The following is an 18,164-nucleotide window of genomic DNA, read 5'->3' as shown; positions in this document are numbered from 1 at the left end:
CCACGCAGACGATGTGCGCGCCTTCCTTGACGAGGCGATGCGCGGTTTCCTTGCCAATGCCGCTGCCGGCGCCGATCACAATGTGAATCTGGCGCGCGAGTTCTTTCTCGGCGGGCATGCGCTGGAGTTTCGCTTCTTCGAGCAGCCAATATTCGATGTCGAACGCCTCCTGCTGCGGCAGCGCGATGTATTCATCGATCGCTTCCGCGCCGCGCATCACTTCCACCGCGCAGTTGTAGAACTCGGCGGTCACGCGCGATTCGCTCTTGTCCTTGCCCCACGCGACCATGCCGAGGCCGGGGATGAGCACCACGGTCGGGTTCGGGTCGCGCATCGCCGGCGAATTGTCGTGTTTGGACTTCTCGTAATACGTCGCGTAGTCCTTGCGATACTGGACGAGGCCTTCGGTGAGGAGTTTCTTCAGCTCCGCGAGGTCGCCGCTGGCCGGATCCCATGCCACGTAGAGCGGCTTGATCTTGGTGCGCAGGAAATGGTCGGGGCAGCTCGTGCCCAGCTCGGCGAGGCGGGGCGCGTCGTGCGAATTGACGAAGCGCAGGATCTTGTCGTCATCCTGCACGGTGCCAATGAAGCGGCGCTGCTGCGAGACCTGCCCGCGCAGCCACGGGATGATCCCGGCGAAAATCTCGTTCCGCTTCGCCTGGGGCAGCGACTGATACTTCTCTCCGCCGAACGCCATCGCGTCGCCGCCCTTGGCTTCGTATTTCAACTCGATGTAAGTGGCCGCTTTCTCGATGAAGTCGAGCGTCAGCGTGTAGCACTCCTTGTCGTCGTCCGCCCAGTCGATGAAGCCGTGCTGGCCCATCATGATCGCGCGGGTGCCGGGGCTCTTCTTCGCGATCTCCTGCATGGCGAGGCCGAGCTCGAAGCCCGGGCGCATCCACGGCACATACTCCATCGTGCCACCGAAGATTTCCTTCGTCAATTCCACGCAACGCTTGCTCGCGGCGATGGAAATGATGGCGTTCGGGTGCATGTGATCGACATGCTTGCCGGGCACGAAGGAGTGCAGCGGCGTGTCGATCGACGAGGCGCGTGGGTTGAGATTGAAAGTGCAATGCGTGTAGGCCGCGACCATGTCGTCCTCGGCCTGCGACTTGAGGCCCTTGTGGCTGTGCTCCCCGTAGCTGCGCTGGAGGCCCACGAGCCGCGACTGGTAGAGCGAGGAGAAGAATTCGCGCCCCGCGGTGCGCAGGTCGCCGCCCGAGCCCTTCACCCACAGCACTTCCACCTGCTCACCAGTCAGCGGGTCCTTTTCCATCAACTTCGAGGAGGTATTGCCGCCGCCCGTGTTGGTGATGCGCTGGTCGGAGCCGAGGATGTTCGAGCGGTAGACGAGACGGCCGACCGGGTCGAGGGACGCGGCCTTGGCGTCGTCCCAGGAATAGTTCACAAAGCGGTAGGAGGACATAAGGGGTGATTCAGTTATGATTGAGAAGTGATTGAATTCTGATTGATTTTCTCAACGGATGCAATAAGAAATTTCATCGTCACCCATGAAACGCCGCCAACGCCAGCGTCAAATTCTCGAACTGCTCCAGGCCGACCCGGAGCTGGCGGTGGACGACGCCTGCGCCCGGCTGGGCGCTTCCGCGGCGACCATCCGTCGCGAGTTCGCACAGCTCGCCACCGAGGGCCGCGTGGAGAAGACGTGGGGCGGCATCCGGCTGAAAGCTTCCCCGCCCGAACCCGCCGGTCCCGCCGCCTTTCACCAGCGCCTCGCCGAGAATGCCGCGGAAAAGCGCGCCATCGCCGAGGCCGCCGCGGCGCTCCTCGAAGATGGCGACGTGGTGATGATCGACGGCGGCACCACCACCTACCAGCTTTGCGAATTCATCGCCCTCAAGCGCATCCGCATCATCACCAATTCGCTGGTCATCGCGCAGGCCGTCGACCGCCTCAAGGGCCGCCAGCGCGGCGCGGAGATCTATCTGACCGGCGGCATCCTCCAGCCCGAGTCGAGCGTCCTCAGCGGCCCGCCCGCCGAAGCCTTCCTCAAGCGCTACCACGCCCGGTGGGCCTTCCTCTCCGCCGCCGGCGTCGATGCGAAAGAAGCCACCAATCACAACGAAGCCGTCCTCGCCAGCGAGCGCCTCATGATCGAACAAAGCGAACGCGTGGCATTGCTCGTCGACCACACCAAACTCGGCCGCCACGCCATGTGCAGCCTCTGCTCTCTCGGCAAAGTCGACCACCTCTTCACCGGCGCCACCGCCGAAGCCCGCAAGTTCGCCCGCGCGCACGACGGGTCCAAACTGCCAATCCATCTGGCCGGTTTTTCCGCCGCGGGACTAGCGCCGCGATAAGAGCAATCTTGGTACTCGAACCGGCGTGGTGTCTCCACGCCACACCCAAACTGGCAATCAAACGCCGCCCCGGCTCGTCTACTCATTGAGCACGTTGCCCTCTTCGCCTTTTATGAACCCCATCCTCCTCTGCTGTTTCGCCGCATGCCTCGCCGTCGCCGCTGTCTCGTGCTCCCGCGAAGCGGCAGCTCAGGAAGGCCCCCACGTGGAAACCGGGAAGGTCGCCTGGGGCCGCGACTTGAAATCCGCGCTGTCCGCCAGCCGGCGTTCCGGCAAACCGGTGTTTGCCCTCTTCCAGGAAGTGCCCGGCTGCATGGGCTGCAAACAATTCGGGCGCAACGTCCTGTCCCACCCCCTCGTCGTCCAGGGCATTGAAACCGAGTTCACCCCGTTGCTCATTCACAACAACAGCCCCGGCCCCGATGCCGAAGTCTTGCAACACTACGGCGAGCCCGCATGGAGCTACCAGGTCGTGCGCTTCCTCGACGCCGAGGGCCGCGACATAATCCCCCGCAAGGACCACGTCTGGGACGCCGCTCCGCTGGCCGAACGAATGATCGCCACCCTGGAAAAAGCCGGCCGCCCCGTGCCCGAGTATCTCAAAACCGTCGCCTCCGGGAGTCCTGCTCCGCCCAAGTAGGCGCCCGCGTGAGCTTGGCGATAACGGCCGGGGATTTACCGCAGAGCGCGCAGAGGGATGAGAGAGGGTCGCAGAGGGAGAAAAGATTCTTCCTCTGCGGCCCTCTGCGTTCTCCGCGCCCTCTGCGGTAAACAAGAGCGGGGGCTGTGGTTTTCGTTGAATGGCCCCAATCACTTCGCCTTGGCCAGATCGAGGATCGCTTGTTCGGCGATCTTGAGATGGCGGGCGCGTGGGGTGGTGCCCCAGCCGTCGTGGCAATCCATGTAGCCGACCCAGAGCTCGCCGGGACTGGCTTCGAGCACGAAAGGATAGGTGGCATTGCCGCGCGCGGCGACGAGCGATGGGCTCCAAGTGCGGCCTTCATCCTCGGACAGCGCGAGGTGCAATTCGCGGCGCTGATTCGTCGACGGATTCCACGCCAGCGCGAGGCGGCCATCGGCGAGGCGAATGACGTGGCCGGGCGAATGGCTGCTATCGATCGTGGTCGGCTTCGCCTCGGACCACGTGAGGCCGCCGTCGGTGGAGAAAGATTCCCAGAAGAATTTGCGCGAGGTGCGGATTAGCATCCACAGCCGGTGGTCCTTCAACTCCAGCACACACGGCTCGAGCGCGCCCTCGTGGTCCCCGGCGCCGCCGATATCCAGCGTGTTGCTCAGCTTCCACGTCTGCCCGCCATCTTGGGAAACGACCGCCCGCGAGGCGAGCCGGCCGGGTTGCGCGACGTAATGGGAGAAGGGCACCACCAAGTGCCCGTCCTGCGATTCCTCCGCGCCATTGGTGGAGCCGGTATAGCCTTCGAAAATCCGCTGCGGCGCGCTCCAGGTCTGACCTTCGTCGCGGCTGCGCACCGTCCAGAGGTCGCTACGTGTCGCCTCGGTGGGATTGCCGGTCTGCCGATCCCAGGCGAAATTTCGGTAGCCGAGGAAGAAGAGATGGATCGTGCCATCGCGCGTGCGCCGCACCGTGGGATGCGCGGCGCGGCCCTCGGGCAGCCGCGTCAGTTCGCGCTCCGCCTCCCAAGTCTTCCCGCCATCGCGGGTGATCCGGCCGGCGAGATAGCATTGGCCGGGTTTCCCCGCGTAGCTCGTCGGCGTGGAATAGACCGACATCACCGCGCCGTCCGCCAGCTTCACCAGCGCCGGCCCGAGCACGGCGGGCGCCGGAGTATCGTGCGTGATATCGGTGGCCAGCGGATTTATTTCGTCGACCGCCCCGCTACGCGTCCACACGGTATGCGGCCGGCGGGCAAAGCGGGCATCCACAGCCGTAAGATGAATGATGAGCTGCTCTGCCACCAGCCGCTGGCCGGCGTCATCGGGATGCATCCCGTCACCGCACAACCAGCCGGGCTTGTGCGCCGGATCGCGATCTGCCTGCTGAAAGGCGGCGTAGATATCCACCAGCCCCACGCCCTCTTCGCGGGCCAGGCCGCGCACCGTCTCGGCATATTCGCGCAGCACCACATTCATTCCATCTGCGTCGTCGGGCAGATACGGAGCCTGCGCGTAGAGCTTGCGCAGCGTCGGCGTCCAAGAGAGCGAATTCGAAGTCATCAGCACTACGCGCGTCCCGCGTTCCTCCAGCGTCCGAATCATCCCTGAGAGGTTCGCGCGATATTCCGTCAGCGCCACGCGCGGCGTCGTCGCCGCCGGATTCTTCCACACATCCACCGCCGCATCATTGATCCCAAACTGCAGGATCACGACATCCGGCTTCTGCGCCAGCACATCCTTCTCAAAACGCGCCTTCGCCATCGCCGTGGTATTCCCGCCCACACCGGCATTGAGTACCCGCACCTCCGCCCCATCAAAGGCCAGCTCGTTCGCCAGCAAAGTGGCATACATCACCGTCTTCCCGCGCGCCGCCGTGGTGGAATCGCCGAAAGCCACGATCGTTACCGGCCCCGCCCACGCTACCGACCCTGCGAGCAAAGCCAAAAGGAACACGCCAACAGCGAGAAAATGTTTCATAAGGGGGAAGGCGAATGAAGCCGGAATCGCCGGCCTCGCCCATCCAGAAGAACCCCGCGGTTCCGCTTCTGTTTGATGTCCTCATTTGAATTGCTCCACAAGGCACCGGGTGCGAGATACGTCACCGTGAAGGGTGTTTTTCCAGTCGAGTCCTCAGTCACTACCGTGCGCGTGTGGCTGTTCAGCCAAGCGAGGAAATGAAACCGCGCCACCTCATCCCGGCCCTATTCCTGTTCCTGCTGTTCGCCTATCCGCTTTCAATTGGCCCGGCGGCGAGGTGGTATTACAACACCTATCCGCACGGCGACCCAAACCCTCACTGGACAGAGGTTTTATATGCGCCGCTGAACTGGGCTGACAACCATTCCAATACAGCCCGCACCGCCATGACTTGGTATATCCGACTGTGGGTTCCGGACTATGATCTGTGGAACAATCCAAATTAGGGCACTACCCTTTCCGGGGGTGGTTTGACAGCGACGCATTTTGGTGACAACATGCTGTGACCTTTGGGGTTTGGCCTTTAGCTGGGGCGAGTTGGGGAGCGGTAACGGAAGAGAAGGGGGGTGAGAATTTTCATGAGACGAGACGATGTGATACGACACTGATCATTTTGCGACAGGCTTTTCCGCCGGGCTTTCCGGCGAAGGTGATCTCGCGCCGTCGTGCCGGGTCGCTTTGCCAAGCGTCCGGCTCTTAATTACTCTGGGTTTCGGCTACATCCGACTAGTTCCGACCGATACAGTTACGGTCGCTTTCCCCACCTCGCGCCCGGATGCGACGGTCTCCGGCACCCTTTCGCTAGTTTCGTCTGTTTCGTGGTTCGATCCGACTCCTCCTCAACCCCGGTTTACTCTGGAGTTCCGACTGGTTCCGGCCAGTTCTGGCTGGGATTTGCCCGATGCGAAATCAAGGCTGCGCAAGAGGCGAATCAAGGCGGATCAAGGTGGAAAATTCTTCGGGCGGGAACAAGGGCGGGGAAGAGGAAGAGATGGATTCCTCAGCCTCGGAAACGCCATCCACCGCACTGCCAGTCCAGGGTAATCGGGGCTGATCGTGCCTAATCGTGCCGGAAATTTTTGCGAGGCGGAACATCCAAGACCCAATGGCGCAAACGCTCCGCAGTGTGTCTTCATTGGGTGTTGGGCGTTCGATGTTGGATGTTGGATGTTCTGCCCCCCGGACGTTCTCCCTTACGAAACGCTTGCCCGCGGATTATCCCGAAGCTCACCTTATTCCCATGAACCTCCCCCGCTCTTCCCGTCGTTCGTTTCTCAAGGCCACTCTCGCCGCCGGCGTTGCGCCGTTGATCCTGCCTTCGCATATCTGGTCGGCGGAGACGAAGCCGAACTCGCGTCTGACCATGGGCTTCATCGGCATCGGCAAACAAATGCACGGGCTGATGGCCGGCTTTCTCGGCAAGCAGGAAGTGCAGGGAGTGGCGGTGTGCGACGTGGATACGAACCGGCGTGCGGAGGGCAAGAAGCTCGTCGAGGAGCATTACGCGAAGACGGTGGGCAGCGATTTCAAGGGTTGCGACGTCTACTCCGATTTCCGCGAACTGCTCGCGCGCAAAGACATCGATGCCGTGGTCATTGCCACGCCGGACCACTGGCACGCGATCATCGCCATCGCGGCGACGGCCGCGGGCAAGGACATCTATTGCGAGAAGCCGCTCACCGAGACGCTCCACGAGGCGCGCGCGCTGGTCGACTCCGTGCGCCAGCACGACCGTGTCTTCCAGACCGGGTCGATGCAACGCTCCATGCGCGAGTTTCGCGTCGCCTGCGAACTCGCGCGCAATGGCGTGATCGGCAAAATCTCGCGGGTGGAAGCGGGCTTCGGCGCGCCGGGCAAGCCGTGCGATCTGCCGGAACAGCCTGCGGAACCGGGGCTCGACTGGGACATGTGGCTGGGGCCGGCGCCGCTGCGCGCCTATAACGAGGTCCTCAGCCCGCGCGGCGTGCATACTCATTTCCCGATGTGGCGGCTCTATCGCGAATACGGCGGCGGCTTCGTCACCGACTGGGGCGCGCATCATCTCGACATCACGCAGTGGGGGCTCGGCGCCGATGAGAGCGGTCCCATCGAGATCATCCCGCCGAGCGACTGGCAGACCGCCGAGGCCGGCGGCAAGCTGCGTTATGCGGGCGACGTGGAAGTGACACACATCAAGGAAAACGGCGTCACCTTCTTCGGCAGCGACGGCGAGATTTACGTGAATCGCGGCAAATTCCGCCTCACGCTGAAAGGCACGGACAAGGCGAAGTTCGTGGCCAAGGAAGATCATCCGGCGCTCAACGAGCAACTCGATGCGGTCGAGAAAGAATTCCTCGCCGAGGCGAAGGTGAAACTCTACGCCAGCGCGGACCACAAGCAGGATTTCCTGGACGCGATCAAGAAGCGCAGCCGTCCGATCTGCGATGTCGAGATCGGCGCGCGCAGTGTCACCGCCTGCCACTTGCTCAACCTCGGCTACTACCACGGGCAGAAGATCCAGTGGGATCCGGCGAAGAACAATTTTGCGGGCGGCACCGGCGATGCCGCGTGGCTCACGCGCGAGTATCGCGGGCAGTGGAAAGTGTAGGCATTGCCGATTTGCGATTGCCGATTGTCGATTTGTTCCGCTGCGAAAAGTTGAATGTCGATGAGTAAGACTTTGAAAGTTGCCGGGATTAACTTCGACCATATGCACATGGGCGATTTGCTCCGGCGTGTGCACGAGCATCCGCAGGCGGAGATCGTCGGTGTCTGCGACGAAAAGGCCGAGCGCATGCAGAATGCGATCAGTGCCTTCGCCTTGCCGCCGGAGCGCGTCTTTACGGACTATCGGGCCTGCCTCGAAAAGACGCGGCCGGACCTGGTGATCCTGTGCCCGGCCACGGCGGAGCACGGCTTGTGGACGCGGCGCGTGGCGGAGTTCGATGTGAACATCGTGGTGGAAAAGCCTTTCGCCGCCTCGCTCGCCGAGGCCGATGAGATGATCGCGGCGCAGCGCGCGACGGGGAAATTGCTGGCGATCAATTGGCCGACCCGCTGGTCAGCTTGTTACATCACGACGAAACGGCTGATCGATGAAGGCGTGATCGGTGACGTGCTTAACGTGCATCACTACGGCGGAAATCGCGGGCCGCTCTATCACCGGGCCGACAAGGTCGCGTATGAGCCGACCGCCGAGGAAAAGCGCGCGAGCTGGTTTTACAACAAGGACAAAGGTGGTGGATCGCTGCTCGACTACGCGGGCTATGGCGCGACGCTGGGGACGTGGTTTCAAAGCGGTCGCGCGCCGCTCGAGGTGACCTGCACGATGGATGTCCCCGAGGGATTGGAAGTTGACGAACACAGCGTCACCGTCTGCCGCTATGCGCATGGCCTTTCCACCATCCAGACGCGCTGGGGCACCTTCAGCGATCCGTGGATTCTCCAGCCGCAGCCGAAGTGCGGCTTTGTGATTTGCGGCACGCGGGGGACGATCTCGGCCTACGACTACGCGACGCATCTGCGGCTGCAATCCGTGGAGCGCCCGGAAGGGTTCGAGGTGCCGGTCGATGCCGTGCGCGCCCCTTTTCAGGATCCGATTCAGTATCTGCTCTCCGTCCTGGAGGGCGGGGAACTGGAGCGCGGCCCGCTGCATCCCGAGATCGCCCGTATCGGGCAACAGATCGTGGACAGCGCCGCGTTGAGCGCGCGCGAAAAGCGCACCGTGCCGCTATTGCGGAGCTAGACCGGGCCGGAATTGCTTCATCGACCCGCTTACCGGATCGATTTGGATGGTGAAGAAATTGGGCGGCGGCGTGTTGCCGGTCGTCGGGTCGTTCATGTTGAGCAAGGTGATGAACCATGCCCCATTGGGATCGCTGTTGGACCTGGCGGGCAGGTTGGTCGAGCCATCCGGCATGAAGCGGAACCAAACGAAATCGTAATTGCGCGAAATATTCCGGGGCAATTCTGGATCCTTCGTGCCGGCCGTGCTTTGGGAAGGCGTGGTCGGAAACGAGCCTGCGTCATTGATCACCGTGGAGAGCCGGCTCTTGTTCAAGACCACCGCCTGCGGGAGCAGTTGTGGTTTATCGATGGGAAGCCGCACAAAATCGCCCGTGCTTTGGTCCACGGTGTCCAGCGTTTCCAGGATCTGAATTGCGCGATAGGCCCCATTGGACGGCGTCGAAACACCGTTGAGCACTTCACCGGGAACTTCCGGGTCGGCAAAACGAATCAGGCGCACTTCGACCGGATGATTCTTCGAGAGCGCGTACTGCCGGGCGAGATTGAGTTGATCGGCGAGGACTTGGGAACCTTGGGCTATTTGCGAGCCGCGGAGAATGGTCGGCATGGCTGGAACCACGAAGGCCGCAATGATGCCGATGATAAAAATCACGACCATCAATTCAATGAGGGAAAAAGCACGGATTCTGGAGGAGGAAGTATTCATCGGGTGGGAGGCCAGGATTGGCAATGTAATGACAATGATACCTATTTGGCTTGTCGCCGCCGCTGTCAAGTTTTCGATTCGGGAAGCCACCGATGCATTTCCGCCTCGACAGGCGCCAGCGACCCGGTGTGCATGTGGAATCGATGAAATCCACGGAAATACTCCCGCTTTCTGTGTTGAAGCAGCGTGCCGTGGCGGGCCGGCTCGAGGCGGCCGCCCACGGCCAGGTCGAATCTCTGGTTAGAAAAGAGACTCGCGACGGCAAACCCTTCTGGGAACTGGTGCTGGCGGATGCTGAAGCGAAGATCACCCTGCGGGCCTGGAGCGATGCGCCGGCCTATGCCCTGTGCGAGGAATTGTCGGTGGGCGTATTCCTCGAGGTCACGGGAGAATTTGTCCACAACGGGGGCTTCGGGCTGGATGCGAAACGCTGGGCCGCTCGCGAATTGACTGCGGAAGAACGCGACACGCTCCTCGCCGGCTCGCCGGAATTGCGGGAAAAGCAGGCGGCGGACTACGGGTTCATCGAACAGGCGACGATCGCCGTTTCCGATCCCCGCTTGCGCGAATTGGCCGCCCTGTTTCTGGGAGAATATGGCGCCCGCTTTCGCCGCGCGGCGGCCGCCCGGGGCAATCACCACGCCCGCCGTGGGGGACTGGTCGAGCATGTGGCGCAGATGATGCGCAGCGCGCTGGCCATCGCTGGCGCGTATCCGGCTTTGAATCGCGATCTGCTCACCGCCGGGGTGCTGTTTCACGATGCCGGCAAATTGTGGGAGAATTCCTTGCCCGCGGATGGCTTTGTCATGCCCTTCGACGAGCGCGGCGAAATGCTCGGGCACATCACGATCGGGATCGAACTGGTGAATGCGCTCTGGCGCAAAGTGCTCGCCACCGAGGCGGCCGCAACTTGGGGCACGCTCCGGCCGGCCAGCGAAGATGTGCGGTTGCATTTGCTCCATCTGCTCGCCGCCCACCATGGCGAGTTGCAATTCGGCTCACCGGTGGTGCCGAAGACCCCGGAAGCCTGGGCCTTGCACTACGTCGACAATCTCGATGCCAAGATGGAGATGATGACCGCCGCCTATGCGACCTCGCGCTCGCTGGCCCCTCGCATTCAGGAGCGCGTCTGGCCGCTGCCGGGCAATCTCGTCACACCGCTGGAGAAGTTTACGCCGCCGGATTCCACCCCACCCGAGTCGGCATCTTAGTCAGCGCAGGGCCTGGATTGCGGCCAGCGTCTGGCGCACGTTTTCGGCGATGGTGTATTGGGTGCTGAGGATTTCGAGGCGGAGCTTCGCGACGGCCCGGCGATCGGGATCGCTCCAGGCCTTGATCGCACTGGCCAGCGCGGGAATGTCGTTCGGCTGGTCCACGATTTCTCCTTCCACCCCGGATTCGATGATCTCCGAGAATCCGTTTTGTGCCGTGGTGATCACCGGCAGGCCCGCGGCCAGCGCCTCGAGACAGGCATTGGAAAAAGGGTCGTAAATGGTCGGCAAAATGAACGCGTCGGCCGCGGCGAGCAGTGGCGGCATGTCCTTCACGGGTCCGAGAAAACGGGCTTGCCCGCACTTTGGCAGCGTGTGCGGGTTGCCGCGCCCGGCGATGAGCAAGACGGCGCGATCGACTTTCGCCAGGTTCACGGCTTCGATCGCGAAACGCAGGCCCTTTCGCGACCAGCCGGAGCCAGCGAAGAGGATGGCGTAGTCGTCCTCCTTGAGTCCCAAGGAGACCCGGGTTTGGGCGCGCGCGTCCGGCGCGACGTCGAAGGGCGGCACACCGTTGTGCACCACCCGGATCTTCGCCTCCGGATATTGGAAATGCTGCACGATCTCCTCGCGCACCAGCGCCGAATTGGCCACGACCCCCCGGGCGCCCCGTGGGCCGAACAGCTCCTTTTCCAAGGCCAGAATCTCCCGGTGCTTTCCATTGAAACGCCGGAACCAGCCTTTCCACGCCGGCTCGAACCTGGCGCGGCGTTCCAGCCAGGCGGCATGCACGCCATCTCCGGCGCGATAGGCGTCGCACGTGCGGATGCGTTCCAGGCTGAAGAGGAAATCGCAGTGGTCGCGTGGGCGCAGGACCACCATCGCGTCGGCAAAGCTGCGCGGGGAAGTGCTGGCCAGCGGCACGAGCTCGAACGGCCACTCCTCCTGCGGCCAGCGCTCGCTGAAGAGGACGATCGTGTGCCCCGCCGCGACCGCTGCGTCGGCAAAGCGGCGCAAGTATGCCTCCGCACCACCGGTGCGGGAATAGCCGCGGCGGACGAGACCGATCTTCATTTAGGAATTAACATTTGGCATTTAGCATTCGCAAAGCGTACCCGCCTGCGGCACTCAGTCGCGCAGCGTCACGACAGAACTAAATGCCAAATGCCTCAATGCTAAATCCTAAATTGCGGTGAGAATCCTCGCGCTCCAGCTCAAGCGCATCGGCGATCTCGTGCTCACCACGCCGGCCCTGCGGGCCCTCCACCAGGCGTGGCCGGACGCGCACATCGCGCTCGGCGTCATGGATGGCACCGCGCCCCTGCTGGCCGCGATTCCGTTTGTCCAGAGCGGGATCGTTTTTGGCCGTGGGCGCGGTTGGACACCCTGGCAGCAGGTGCTCACCGGCGGCTGGGACGCGTGTTTCGATTTCACCGGCAATGACCGCTCGGCCCTGGCGACGGTCCTGTCGCGGGCGCGAAAGTGCGTGGGCTTCGAATGGGTGCGGCGTAACCGGCTGCGTTCGCTCGCTTACAATGCATGGAGTCCGTCGAAAGTGCGCGACGTACACACGGCGCGGCACTACCTCGATCTGGTGGCCGCGGTGGCGCCAGCCGGAGCAGGGGATCTGCTGCCCGAGCTTTCGCTGCCCGAGGCCAGCAGCCCCGCGCCGAAACCAGCGCCCTACGCGCTGCTCCACCCCGGCACGGCGCGCCCGGAAAAATACTGGCTGCCGGAGCGCTGGGCGGAAGTAGCGGCACACCTGCAGACCGTGCACCACCTCCCCACGATCTTCACCTGCGGTCCCGACGATTTCGAGCGCGCCCACCTCGCCGCCATCGCGAGCGCGGAGGGTTCGGAAAAATCGGAAGTGCGCCATCCTCCGGACTTGATGTCCCTCGCGACCCTCGTCGCCGGAGCCCGCATCGTCATCAGTTGCGATACCGGTGTCGTCCACTTGGCTTCCGCCTTCCGCATCCCGCAGATCGCCCTATTCGGCCCGACCAATCCCTTCCATTGGCGCCCCATGCACGCCCGCGCGGTCGTCTTTTCCGCTGCCCAGCCCGAAGCGCCGCTCACGAAATTCGAGCCTCGCCTGAAAGGCGCCCCCATGGAGCATCTCTCGACCGGAGCGGTCATTCGTGCTACCGATTCCCTCCTCGCGCTCCCGCGTCCCACCTGAATGTCATCTAAAAAGATCTCCCGCAAAGACATAGCCAAGATGTCGCTGCGCGAATTCCTGCGCGTGAGCCGGGAGCCGTACATGCGGCTGGCCAGCTACCTCAAGCCGTACAAAGGGCGTTTCCTGATGGGGGTGCTTTTTGGAGCCCTCTTCGGCGTGGCCAACGGCGCGTTGATCCTGCTCATCCGCCAGGTCGTGCCGCTCATCTTCCCTGATGGTGGCGAGCACACGCTGAAAATGCCGGCCTGGATGCCGGTCCATCTTCCGCCGATCCAGGCGGGCCACGCCACCCTCGAGCAGGTCGTGCTCCTCTGCGCCAGCATCCCGTTGCTCATGGCCGTGCGCGGCATCTTCTCCTACCTGAACGCCTACTGCCTCCTGTGGGTCAGCCAGCGGGTGCTGGACGATATCCGGCAAAATCTTTTCCGGCACATCATGGCGCAATCGCTGGAGTTCTTTAATCGGGCCAAGGCCGGCGAACTCGTGCAGACCGTCTTCAACCAGACGCGCGTCGCCCAGCAGGCGCTCACCCAGATCGCGGGCGACATCGTCAAGCAGCCCATCGCCATCATTTCCGCGCTCGTCGCCCTCTTGAGCACGGACGCGCGCTTCACGCTGCTCTCGCTCACGGTATTTCCGCTGTGCCTGTTGCCCGTGTTGGTGATCAGCAAAAAAGTGCGCAAAGCAGGGGCGCGCGAAGAAGACGAGGCCGGGCAACTCATGGTCATCATGCAGGAGGCTTTCGCGGGAGTGCGGGTGGTCAAGACCCACGCCCGGGAAGATTACGAGGCCGAGCGCTTCAATGCCGCCAATCTCCAGATGCTGAAATTCGCGATGCGCTGGCGCAAGGCGCAGGAAATGGTCACCCCGGCGGTGGAAACCGTCGCCTCGCTCGGCATTGTCGCCGCATTGATCTACGCGTGGCATTACAAGCTGGGTGTGGGCAAGTTTTTCGCCCTGCAAGCCGGGCTCATGTTGCTCTACGACCCGGCGAAGACCCTGGGCCGGATCAATATCCTCATGCAGAAATGCCTCGCGGCGACGACGAAGGTGTTCGTCCTCATCGACCGTCCCCCGGCGATCAACGATGCCCCCGGCGCGACGCAACTGACCGTCGACCGCGGCGAAATCCGTTTCGACGGCGTGACCTTCACGTACAATGGCAAGGAAGCACCGGCCGTGCAGGAGATCACCATTGCCGTGCGGCCCGGCACGACTTGCGCGCTGGTCGGCGCCACGGGGGCCGGCAAGAGCACCCTTTTCTGGCTACTGCAACGTTTGTACGAGATCGATGCGGGGCACGTCTCCATCGACGGGCAGGACATCAGTCGCGTCACGCAAGCCTCCTTGCGCGAGCACATCGCCATGGTCAACCAGGACACATTCCTGTTTCACGACACCATCGCGGCGAATATCCGCTACGGCCGGCTCGACGCGACGCAGGCGGAGATTGAAACCGCCGCCCGCCAGGCCCACGCGCATGATTTCATTCTCGCGCAGCCGAACGGTTACGACACCGTCATCGGCGACAAGGGTTGCATGCTCTCCGGGGGCCAACAGCAGCGGCTCTGCATCGCCCGGGCGTTCTTGAAAGACGCGCCCATCCTGTTGCTCGATGAAGCGACCAGCGCTCTCGATTCCGAGACGGAGAAATACATCCAGGAAGATCTCGAGAAACTCGCCAAGGGCCGCACCGTACTGGCTATCGCGCACCGCCTCTCGACCATCCAGCGCGCCGATCAGATCGTGGTCCTCGAAAATGGCGCGATCAAGGAAGTGGGCACGCACGCCGAGCTCTTCGCCAAGAGCGGCTATTACCGCCGGCTCTACGACCTGCAATTCAACCGCCATCACGGCGGTGATGTCCCACTGGCGGAATTGACCGAAACGATTTAAAAGTAATCCCCCGTGAAAGCTGCCGCCCTCCTTTTAGTTCATTTCGTTCTCGCCGTGCCGTTGGTTTCCGCCCAGGAAACGTACGGCACGATCAAGGTCACGACCAAGGTCCTCGAGGGCGGATTCAGGAGCACCACGATCACCGATCCGGAAAAGCACACTGCCGAGGAGAAGATCACTTATGGCGATACCAAAGATGCCGTAGGCAGGACCATCCCCGGCAAGCTGTTCAAAAAGACCGTCTATCTGCTTGGCGATAACGACATTTCGATCGGCGCCCTGTTTTACGACAACAAGGACAAATTGATCTACAAAGCGAGCTACACGCGGGACGGCGCCGGTCACGTCGCCGAGGCTTCCTTCAGCGGTCCCGATGATCGCTATCTCGGCAAGCGCGTCTTCGTCTATGCTGGCGGGAAGGGTGACACAGCCACGCAGGTCATCGACTACGACGCGAATGGCCAGCTTATCGCCCAGGCCCAGCCGGTCGGGCCGAAGTCCGCGAAAAAGCGCAAGTGAGTTTTTCCAGCCGCACCGCCCGCGGCTGACGATTCGACATTCCACGACCATGAACGACCCCATTCACGCCCAGTCTCTCACCCCTCTTGATTTCGATATTTCCAAGGAGCCCGTCCCCACCGATCCGGGGGCGAACCCCTTCCGTCTCGTCGTCGATCCCGTCATGCGCGTGCGGCTGCGCCGGGCACTCTTCGAGCTCATCGAAAGCCACGACCAGGAGCTATCACGCTACGTCGGCGAGGGCAGCCTCGCGCTCGACAGCTACAAGGAATACATCGAGCTTTTCGCCCACAGCTTGAAGCAGACGATGAGCAGCCGCGAAGGCGTGGCCTACTTGTTGCAAGCCTGCGGTTTCGAGATCAACAAAGACGATATCAACCTCACGCCCGAGACGCGCTGGAAAGTGCAGCGCTAGCGCTCCGCGCGGCGATCGTTCCCGGCCAGTGCGGCAACATCGCGGCCTTCTCGCTCTTTCCGATCGCCGGGATCGACCACTTTCCGCCCTGCATCGCCCGATGCACTGCGTAGAGCACGGCGAGCACGCACAATCCCAGCACCAGCCCGCGCAGGATCGCACGCACTGGTGAATCGGACCGCCGGGACAGTTTCGCGGTGGGAGACTTGCGCGTGGCATTTGCGCCCGCCGCAGTCTGCCCTTGGCCGTAGTGCAACCGGCCCCGCCAGGCCTTGTTCACGAGTTGCGGAAATTTCTCCGCCATCGCGGGGAAAAAGTAGCGTTCGGTGGCCTCGGCTTCGTGGGCGTCCCAGCGCGGAAACTTCACGTCGAGAAAAGCCACGAGCACCTGGCAGTGCGCCTTCGTCACGCCGGTGAAATAGTCCGAGCCCGCCGTCTGGCAAAGATCGAAAAAGAATTGCGCCCGGTTCTCCTTCTTCGCCTGCGCTTCCGCCGCGAAAAGATCGGGATGCAGGTGCAGTCGGTCCACCTTCCACATCGCCAGTCGCTTGACGCTCTTGGGATCCTCCGTCGCCTTCGCGATGAGCTTCTCCGCATCTCCCTCCAGGAGGCCCGCGGGAACCACGATGCCAAAATAGCTCAGGAAGGCGATTTGCGCCGCGGTGGCGGGTTCGGTGCTGCTGACTGGGGGTTCGACGACCGCTGGTTCCATGGTCGGCGGTTCGACGGAGGCGGAAGACGCGGTATCGAGGACCATGCTCAGCGGCTCCCAAGTGGAAGAGCCCTTCCGGCAAGCCAGGTCCTCCTCCTCGACATCACCCTGCTCGATCAGGACCCGCACGGCTTCCTCGCCAAACGGGCCGATCTTCTGGCCATCGCGCATGATGTAGATGTTCATTATGAAAGGGACTACGCAGGAGGGGGCTGTTCTCTTAAACCTAATCTGTCTCTTACACTTAATCCCTCCGCAAACCGCCGGGAAAGATCAAGATCAGGATCAAAGAGCCAGATCGATAGTCCCTTCCCCTTAAATCGTTTCCGTAAAGAATCTATAAAAACGCCACAAAATTCCCTAAGGCCACGCTGTACAGGGGGTCTTCCCTTGCGAGCGCACGCAGGCTGGGCTCGTTGATTGCCGGAATGGATAAATTCCACCCGGGTATTAGCGGGTTTGATTTCAGCCGCTGGTACCGTAAGGTGCTGGCCGCGAAGCGTCCCCCGCCAAATCCCAACTAAACAGAACACTATGAGCGATATCAAACCCGTGACCTGGTTCGAAGATCCGGCCCACTTCCGTAAAACATCCCGCCGCGAATTCCTGTTCGCTGGTCTCGTTGGTGGCCTCGGCCTCACCTTGGGCGACTACTTCAAGCTTCGCGCTGAGGAAGCGGCTCTCGCTGATGGTCTTACGCCGCAAGCTGAATCACTGATCCACATTTACCTGCCCGGGGGCGCCGCCCACCAGGAAACTTGGGATCCCAAGCCTTTCGCCCCGATCGAGTATCGTGGCCCGTTGTCCACGGTCGACACCAAGATCCCGGGCGTTAAATTCTCCCAGTATCTGCAAAACACCGCGAAGATCGCCGACAAGATCACCGTCGTCCGCTCCATGACCCATGGTGAAGCGGCCCACGAGCGCGGCACGCACAATATGTTCACCGGCTACCGCCCGTCCCCGGCGATCCAGTTCCCGTCGATGGGTTCGGTCGTCTCGCACGAGCTCGGTTCCCGCAACAATCTGCCTCCTTACGTCTGCATCCCGAACGTGCCGAACGAATTCGCCGGCACCGGCTACCTGCCCACCAGCTTTGGGCCGTTTAGCCTCGGTGGCGATCCCGCCAGTCGCGGCTTCAAGGTGCGCGACCTGAGCATGCACGACGGCATCACCGCCGAGCGTTTCGATCAGCGCCGCAGCATCCTCTCCACGGTCGATGAGCATTTCGGCAAGCTGGAGAAGAGCGATGCGCTCTCCGCGATGGATACCTTCTATCAATCCGCCTACGCGCTCGTCTCGTCGGCTTCCGCCCGCGAGGCGTTCAATCTCTCCGCTGAACCGGAGAAGATTCGCGCCGAGTACGGCCAGAACGACGCCGGCCAGCGCATGCTCATGGCCCGCCGCCTCGTCGAGTCCGGCGTCCGCTTCGTCTCCCTCACCTTCGGTGGCTGGGACATGCACCAGAACATCGCCAAGAACATGGAGCGCCAGCTCCCGAACTTCGACCAGGCTTACGCCGCGCTCATCAGCGATCTCGATCGCCGGGGCATGCTCGACAAGACCATCGTCATGGTCTCGTCCGAGTTCGGCCGCTCGCCCAAGATCAACAAGGATGCCGGTCGCGATCACTGGCCGCGCGTCTTCTCCGTCGCCTTCGCCGGCGGTGGTTTCAAGCGGGGCTATATCCATGGGGCGTCCGATCCGACAGGCGGGGAGCCGGAATCCGATCCGCTTACCGTTGAGAACATGGCCGCGACGGTCTTCCATCAACTTGGCATCGACGGCGAGAAGAAGCTGATGTCGCCCGGCGGACGTCCACAGGCCATCGTCAAGGACGGGCAAGTCGTCACTGAACTCCTG

At 62.6% G+C, this 18,164-nt stretch carries 16 protein-coding genes; 11 read left to right on the top strand and 5 right to left on the bottom strand.

Features of this window, described 5'->3' with window-relative positions; genetic code table 11:
* Positions 1 to 1,429: bifunctional rhamnulose-1-phosphate aldolase/short-chain dehydrogenase (locus ABJF10_RS18200; protein ID WP_348546021.1), on the bottom strand; the 1,429-nt coding region annotated here is incomplete at its 3' end.
* Positions 1,430 to 1,514: 85 nt separating this feature from the next.
* Here ABJF10_RS18200 and ABJF10_RS18195 point away from each other — a divergent pair.
* Both ABJF10_RS18195 and ABJF10_RS18190 read left to right on the top strand, forming a co-directional pair.
* Positions 1,515 to 2,324 (top strand): DeoR/GlpR family DNA-binding transcription regulator, encoded by an 810-nt coding sequence (locus tag ABJF10_RS18195; RefSeq protein ID WP_348546020.1) that lies wholly within the window; start codon positions 1,515 to 1,517, stop codon positions 2,322 to 2,324.
* Positions 2,325 to 2,436: 112 nt separating this feature from the next.
* On the top strand, positions 2,437 to 2,964 hold the full coding sequence (locus ABJF10_RS18190; protein ID WP_348546019.1) for a thioredoxin family protein: 528 nt from the start codon (positions 2,437 to 2,439) through the stop codon (positions 2,962 to 2,964).
* A gap of 170 nt (positions 2,965 to 3,134) precedes the next feature.
* On the opposite strand, the gene ABJF10_RS18185 is transcribed toward ABJF10_RS18190, so the two are convergent.
* The gene (locus ABJF10_RS18185; protein WP_348546018.1) at positions 3,135 to 4,934 is read right to left on the bottom strand and encodes an exo-alpha-sialidase; all 1,800 of its coding nucleotides are present in this window, start codon (positions 4,932 to 4,934) and stop codon (positions 3,135 to 3,137) included.
* 197 nt (positions 4,935 to 5,131) lie between these two features.
* Between ABJF10_RS18185 and ABJF10_RS18180 the strand changes: the two genes are divergently transcribed.
* The 3 genes from ABJF10_RS18180 to ABJF10_RS18170 all read left to right on the top strand — a co-directional run bounded on the left by ABJF10_RS18180 (position 5,132) and on the right by ABJF10_RS18170 (position 8,658).
* A complete protein-coding gene (locus ABJF10_RS18180) occupies positions 5,132 to 5,380 on the top strand; it encodes a hypothetical protein (protein ID WP_348546017.1) in 249 nt (82 codons plus the stop codon).
* 794 nt (positions 5,381 to 6,174) lie between these two features.
* Complete coding sequence (locus ABJF10_RS18175) at positions 6,175 to 7,521, top strand: Gfo/Idh/MocA family oxidoreductase (RefSeq protein ID WP_348546016.1); 1,347 nt, start codon at positions 6,175 to 6,177, stop codon at positions 7,519 to 7,521.
* A gap of 60 nt (positions 7,522 to 7,581) precedes the next feature.
* On the top strand, positions 7,582 to 8,658 hold the full coding sequence (locus ABJF10_RS18170; protein ID WP_348546015.1) for a Gfo/Idh/MocA family oxidoreductase: 1,077 nt from the start codon (positions 7,582 to 7,584) through the stop codon (positions 8,656 to 8,658).
* Here the strand turns inward: ABJF10_RS18170 and vccD are convergent.
* Positions 8,644 to 9,366 carry a Verru_Chthon cassette protein D gene (vccD, locus tag ABJF10_RS18165; protein WP_348546014.1) on the bottom strand — a complete coding sequence of 241 codons (723 nt, stop codon included), beginning with the start codon at positions 9,364 to 9,366 and terminating at the stop codon, positions 8,644 to 8,646. The genes ABJF10_RS18170 and vccD overlap by 15 nt on opposite strands.
* 173 nt (positions 9,367 to 9,539) lie before the next feature.
* On the opposite strand from vccD, the gene ABJF10_RS18160 reads away from it, so the two are divergent.
* Positions 9,540 to 10,577 carry an HD domain-containing protein gene (locus ABJF10_RS18160; protein WP_348546013.1) on the top strand — a complete coding sequence of 346 codons (1,038 nt, stop codon included), beginning with the start codon at positions 9,540 to 9,542 and terminating at the stop codon, positions 10,575 to 10,577.
* Here the strand turns inward: ABJF10_RS18160 and ABJF10_RS18155 are convergent, their stop codons facing one another.
* Positions 10,578 to 11,651, bottom strand: coding sequence for a glycosyltransferase family 4 protein (locus ABJF10_RS18155; RefSeq protein ID WP_348546012.1), 1,074 nt, complete (start codon positions 11,649 to 11,651; stop codon positions 10,578 to 10,580).
* Between the two features lie 118 nt (positions 11,652 to 11,769).
* On the opposite strand from ABJF10_RS18155, the gene ABJF10_RS18150 reads away from it, so the two are divergent.
* Genes ABJF10_RS18150 through ABJF10_RS18135 form a run of 4 tightly spaced genes read left to right on the top strand, consistent with a single transcriptional unit; the run spans position 11,770 to position 15,589 of the window.
* Positions 11,770 to 12,759 (top strand): glycosyltransferase family 9 protein, encoded by a 990-nt coding sequence (locus ABJF10_RS18150; protein WP_348546011.1) that lies wholly within the window; start codon positions 11,770 to 11,772, stop codon positions 12,757 to 12,759.
* Entirely contained in the window at positions 12,760 to 14,655 is a 1,896-nt protein-coding gene (locus ABJF10_RS18145) for an ABC transporter ATP-binding protein (RefSeq protein ID WP_348546010.1), read from the top strand.
* A 12-nt stretch (positions 14,656 to 14,667) separates the two neighbouring features.
* A complete protein-coding gene (locus tag ABJF10_RS18140; protein ID WP_348546009.1) occupies positions 14,668 to 15,174 on the top strand; it encodes a hypothetical protein in 507 nt (168 codons plus the stop codon).
* 49 nt (positions 15,175 to 15,223) lie between these two features.
* The gene (locus tag ABJF10_RS18135; RefSeq protein WP_348546008.1) at positions 15,224 to 15,589 is read left to right on the top strand and encodes a hypothetical protein; all 366 of its coding nucleotides are present in this window, start codon (positions 15,224 to 15,226) and stop codon (positions 15,587 to 15,589) included.
* Here the strand turns inward: ABJF10_RS18135 and ABJF10_RS18130 are convergent.
* Positions 15,555 to 16,487: a DUF4339 domain-containing protein gene (locus ABJF10_RS18130; protein WP_348546007.1), complete on the bottom strand. Its 933-nt coding sequence runs from the start codon at positions 16,485 to 16,487 to the stop codon at positions 15,555 to 15,557. The two genes, ABJF10_RS18135 and ABJF10_RS18130, sit on opposite strands and share 35 nt — an antisense overlap.
* Positions 16,488 to 16,835: 348 nt before the next feature.
* Between ABJF10_RS18130 and ABJF10_RS18125 the strand changes: the two genes are divergently transcribed.
* Positions 16,836 to 18,164: DUF1501 domain-containing protein (locus tag ABJF10_RS18125; protein ID WP_348546006.1), on the top strand; the 1,329-nt coding region annotated here is incomplete at its 3' end.

This window comes from Chthoniobacter sp. (assembly GCF_040003245.1).
Classification (GTDB): domain Bacteria; phylum Verrucomicrobiota; class Verrucomicrobiia; order Chthoniobacterales; family Chthoniobacteraceae; genus Chthoniobacter.
Note: the sequence above shows the minus strand (reverse complement) of the source record. Positions and strands in the feature narration are given on the sequence as shown.

Excerpts from the sequence above, each read along its gene's own strand:
- ABJF10_RS18195 (WP_348546020.1), top strand. The coding sequence starts at position 1,515 with ATGAAACGCCGCCAACGCCAGCGTCAAATTCTCGAACTGCTCCAGGCC.
- ABJF10_RS18190 (WP_348546019.1), top strand. The coding sequence starts at position 2,437 with ATGAACCCCATCCTCCTCTGCTGTTTCGCCGCATGCCTCGCCGTCGCC.
- ABJF10_RS18185 (WP_348546018.1), bottom strand. The coding sequence starts at position 4,934 with ATGAAACATTTTCTCGCTGTTGGCGTGTTCCTTTTGGCTTTGCTCGCA.
- ABJF10_RS18180 (WP_348546017.1), top strand. The coding sequence starts at position 5,132 with ATGAAACCGCGCCACCTCATCCCGGCCCTATTCCTGTTCCTGCTGTTC.
- ABJF10_RS18175 (WP_348546016.1), top strand. The coding sequence starts at position 6,175 with ATGAACCTCCCCCGCTCTTCCCGTCGTTCGTTTCTCAAGGCCACTCTC.
- ABJF10_RS18170 (WP_348546015.1), top strand. The coding sequence starts at position 7,582 with ATGAGTAAGACTTTGAAAGTTGCCGGGATTAACTTCGACCATATGCAC.
- vccD (WP_348546014.1), bottom strand. The coding sequence starts at position 9,366 with ATGAATACTTCCTCCTCCAGAATCCGTGCTTTTTCCCTCATTGAATTG.
- ABJF10_RS18155 (WP_348546012.1), bottom strand. The coding sequence starts at position 11,651 with ATGAAGATCGGTCTCGTCCGCCGCGGCTATTCCCGCACCGGTGGTGCG.
- ABJF10_RS18145 (WP_348546010.1), top strand. The coding sequence starts at position 12,760 with ATGTCATCTAAAAAGATCTCCCGCAAAGACATAGCCAAGATGTCGCTG.
- ABJF10_RS18135 (WP_348546008.1), top strand. The coding sequence starts at position 15,224 with ATGAACGACCCCATTCACGCCCAGTCTCTCACCCCTCTTGATTTCGAT.
- ABJF10_RS18130 (WP_348546007.1), bottom strand. The coding sequence starts at position 16,487 with ATGAACATCTACATCATGCGCGATGGCCAGAAGATCGGCCCGTTTGGC.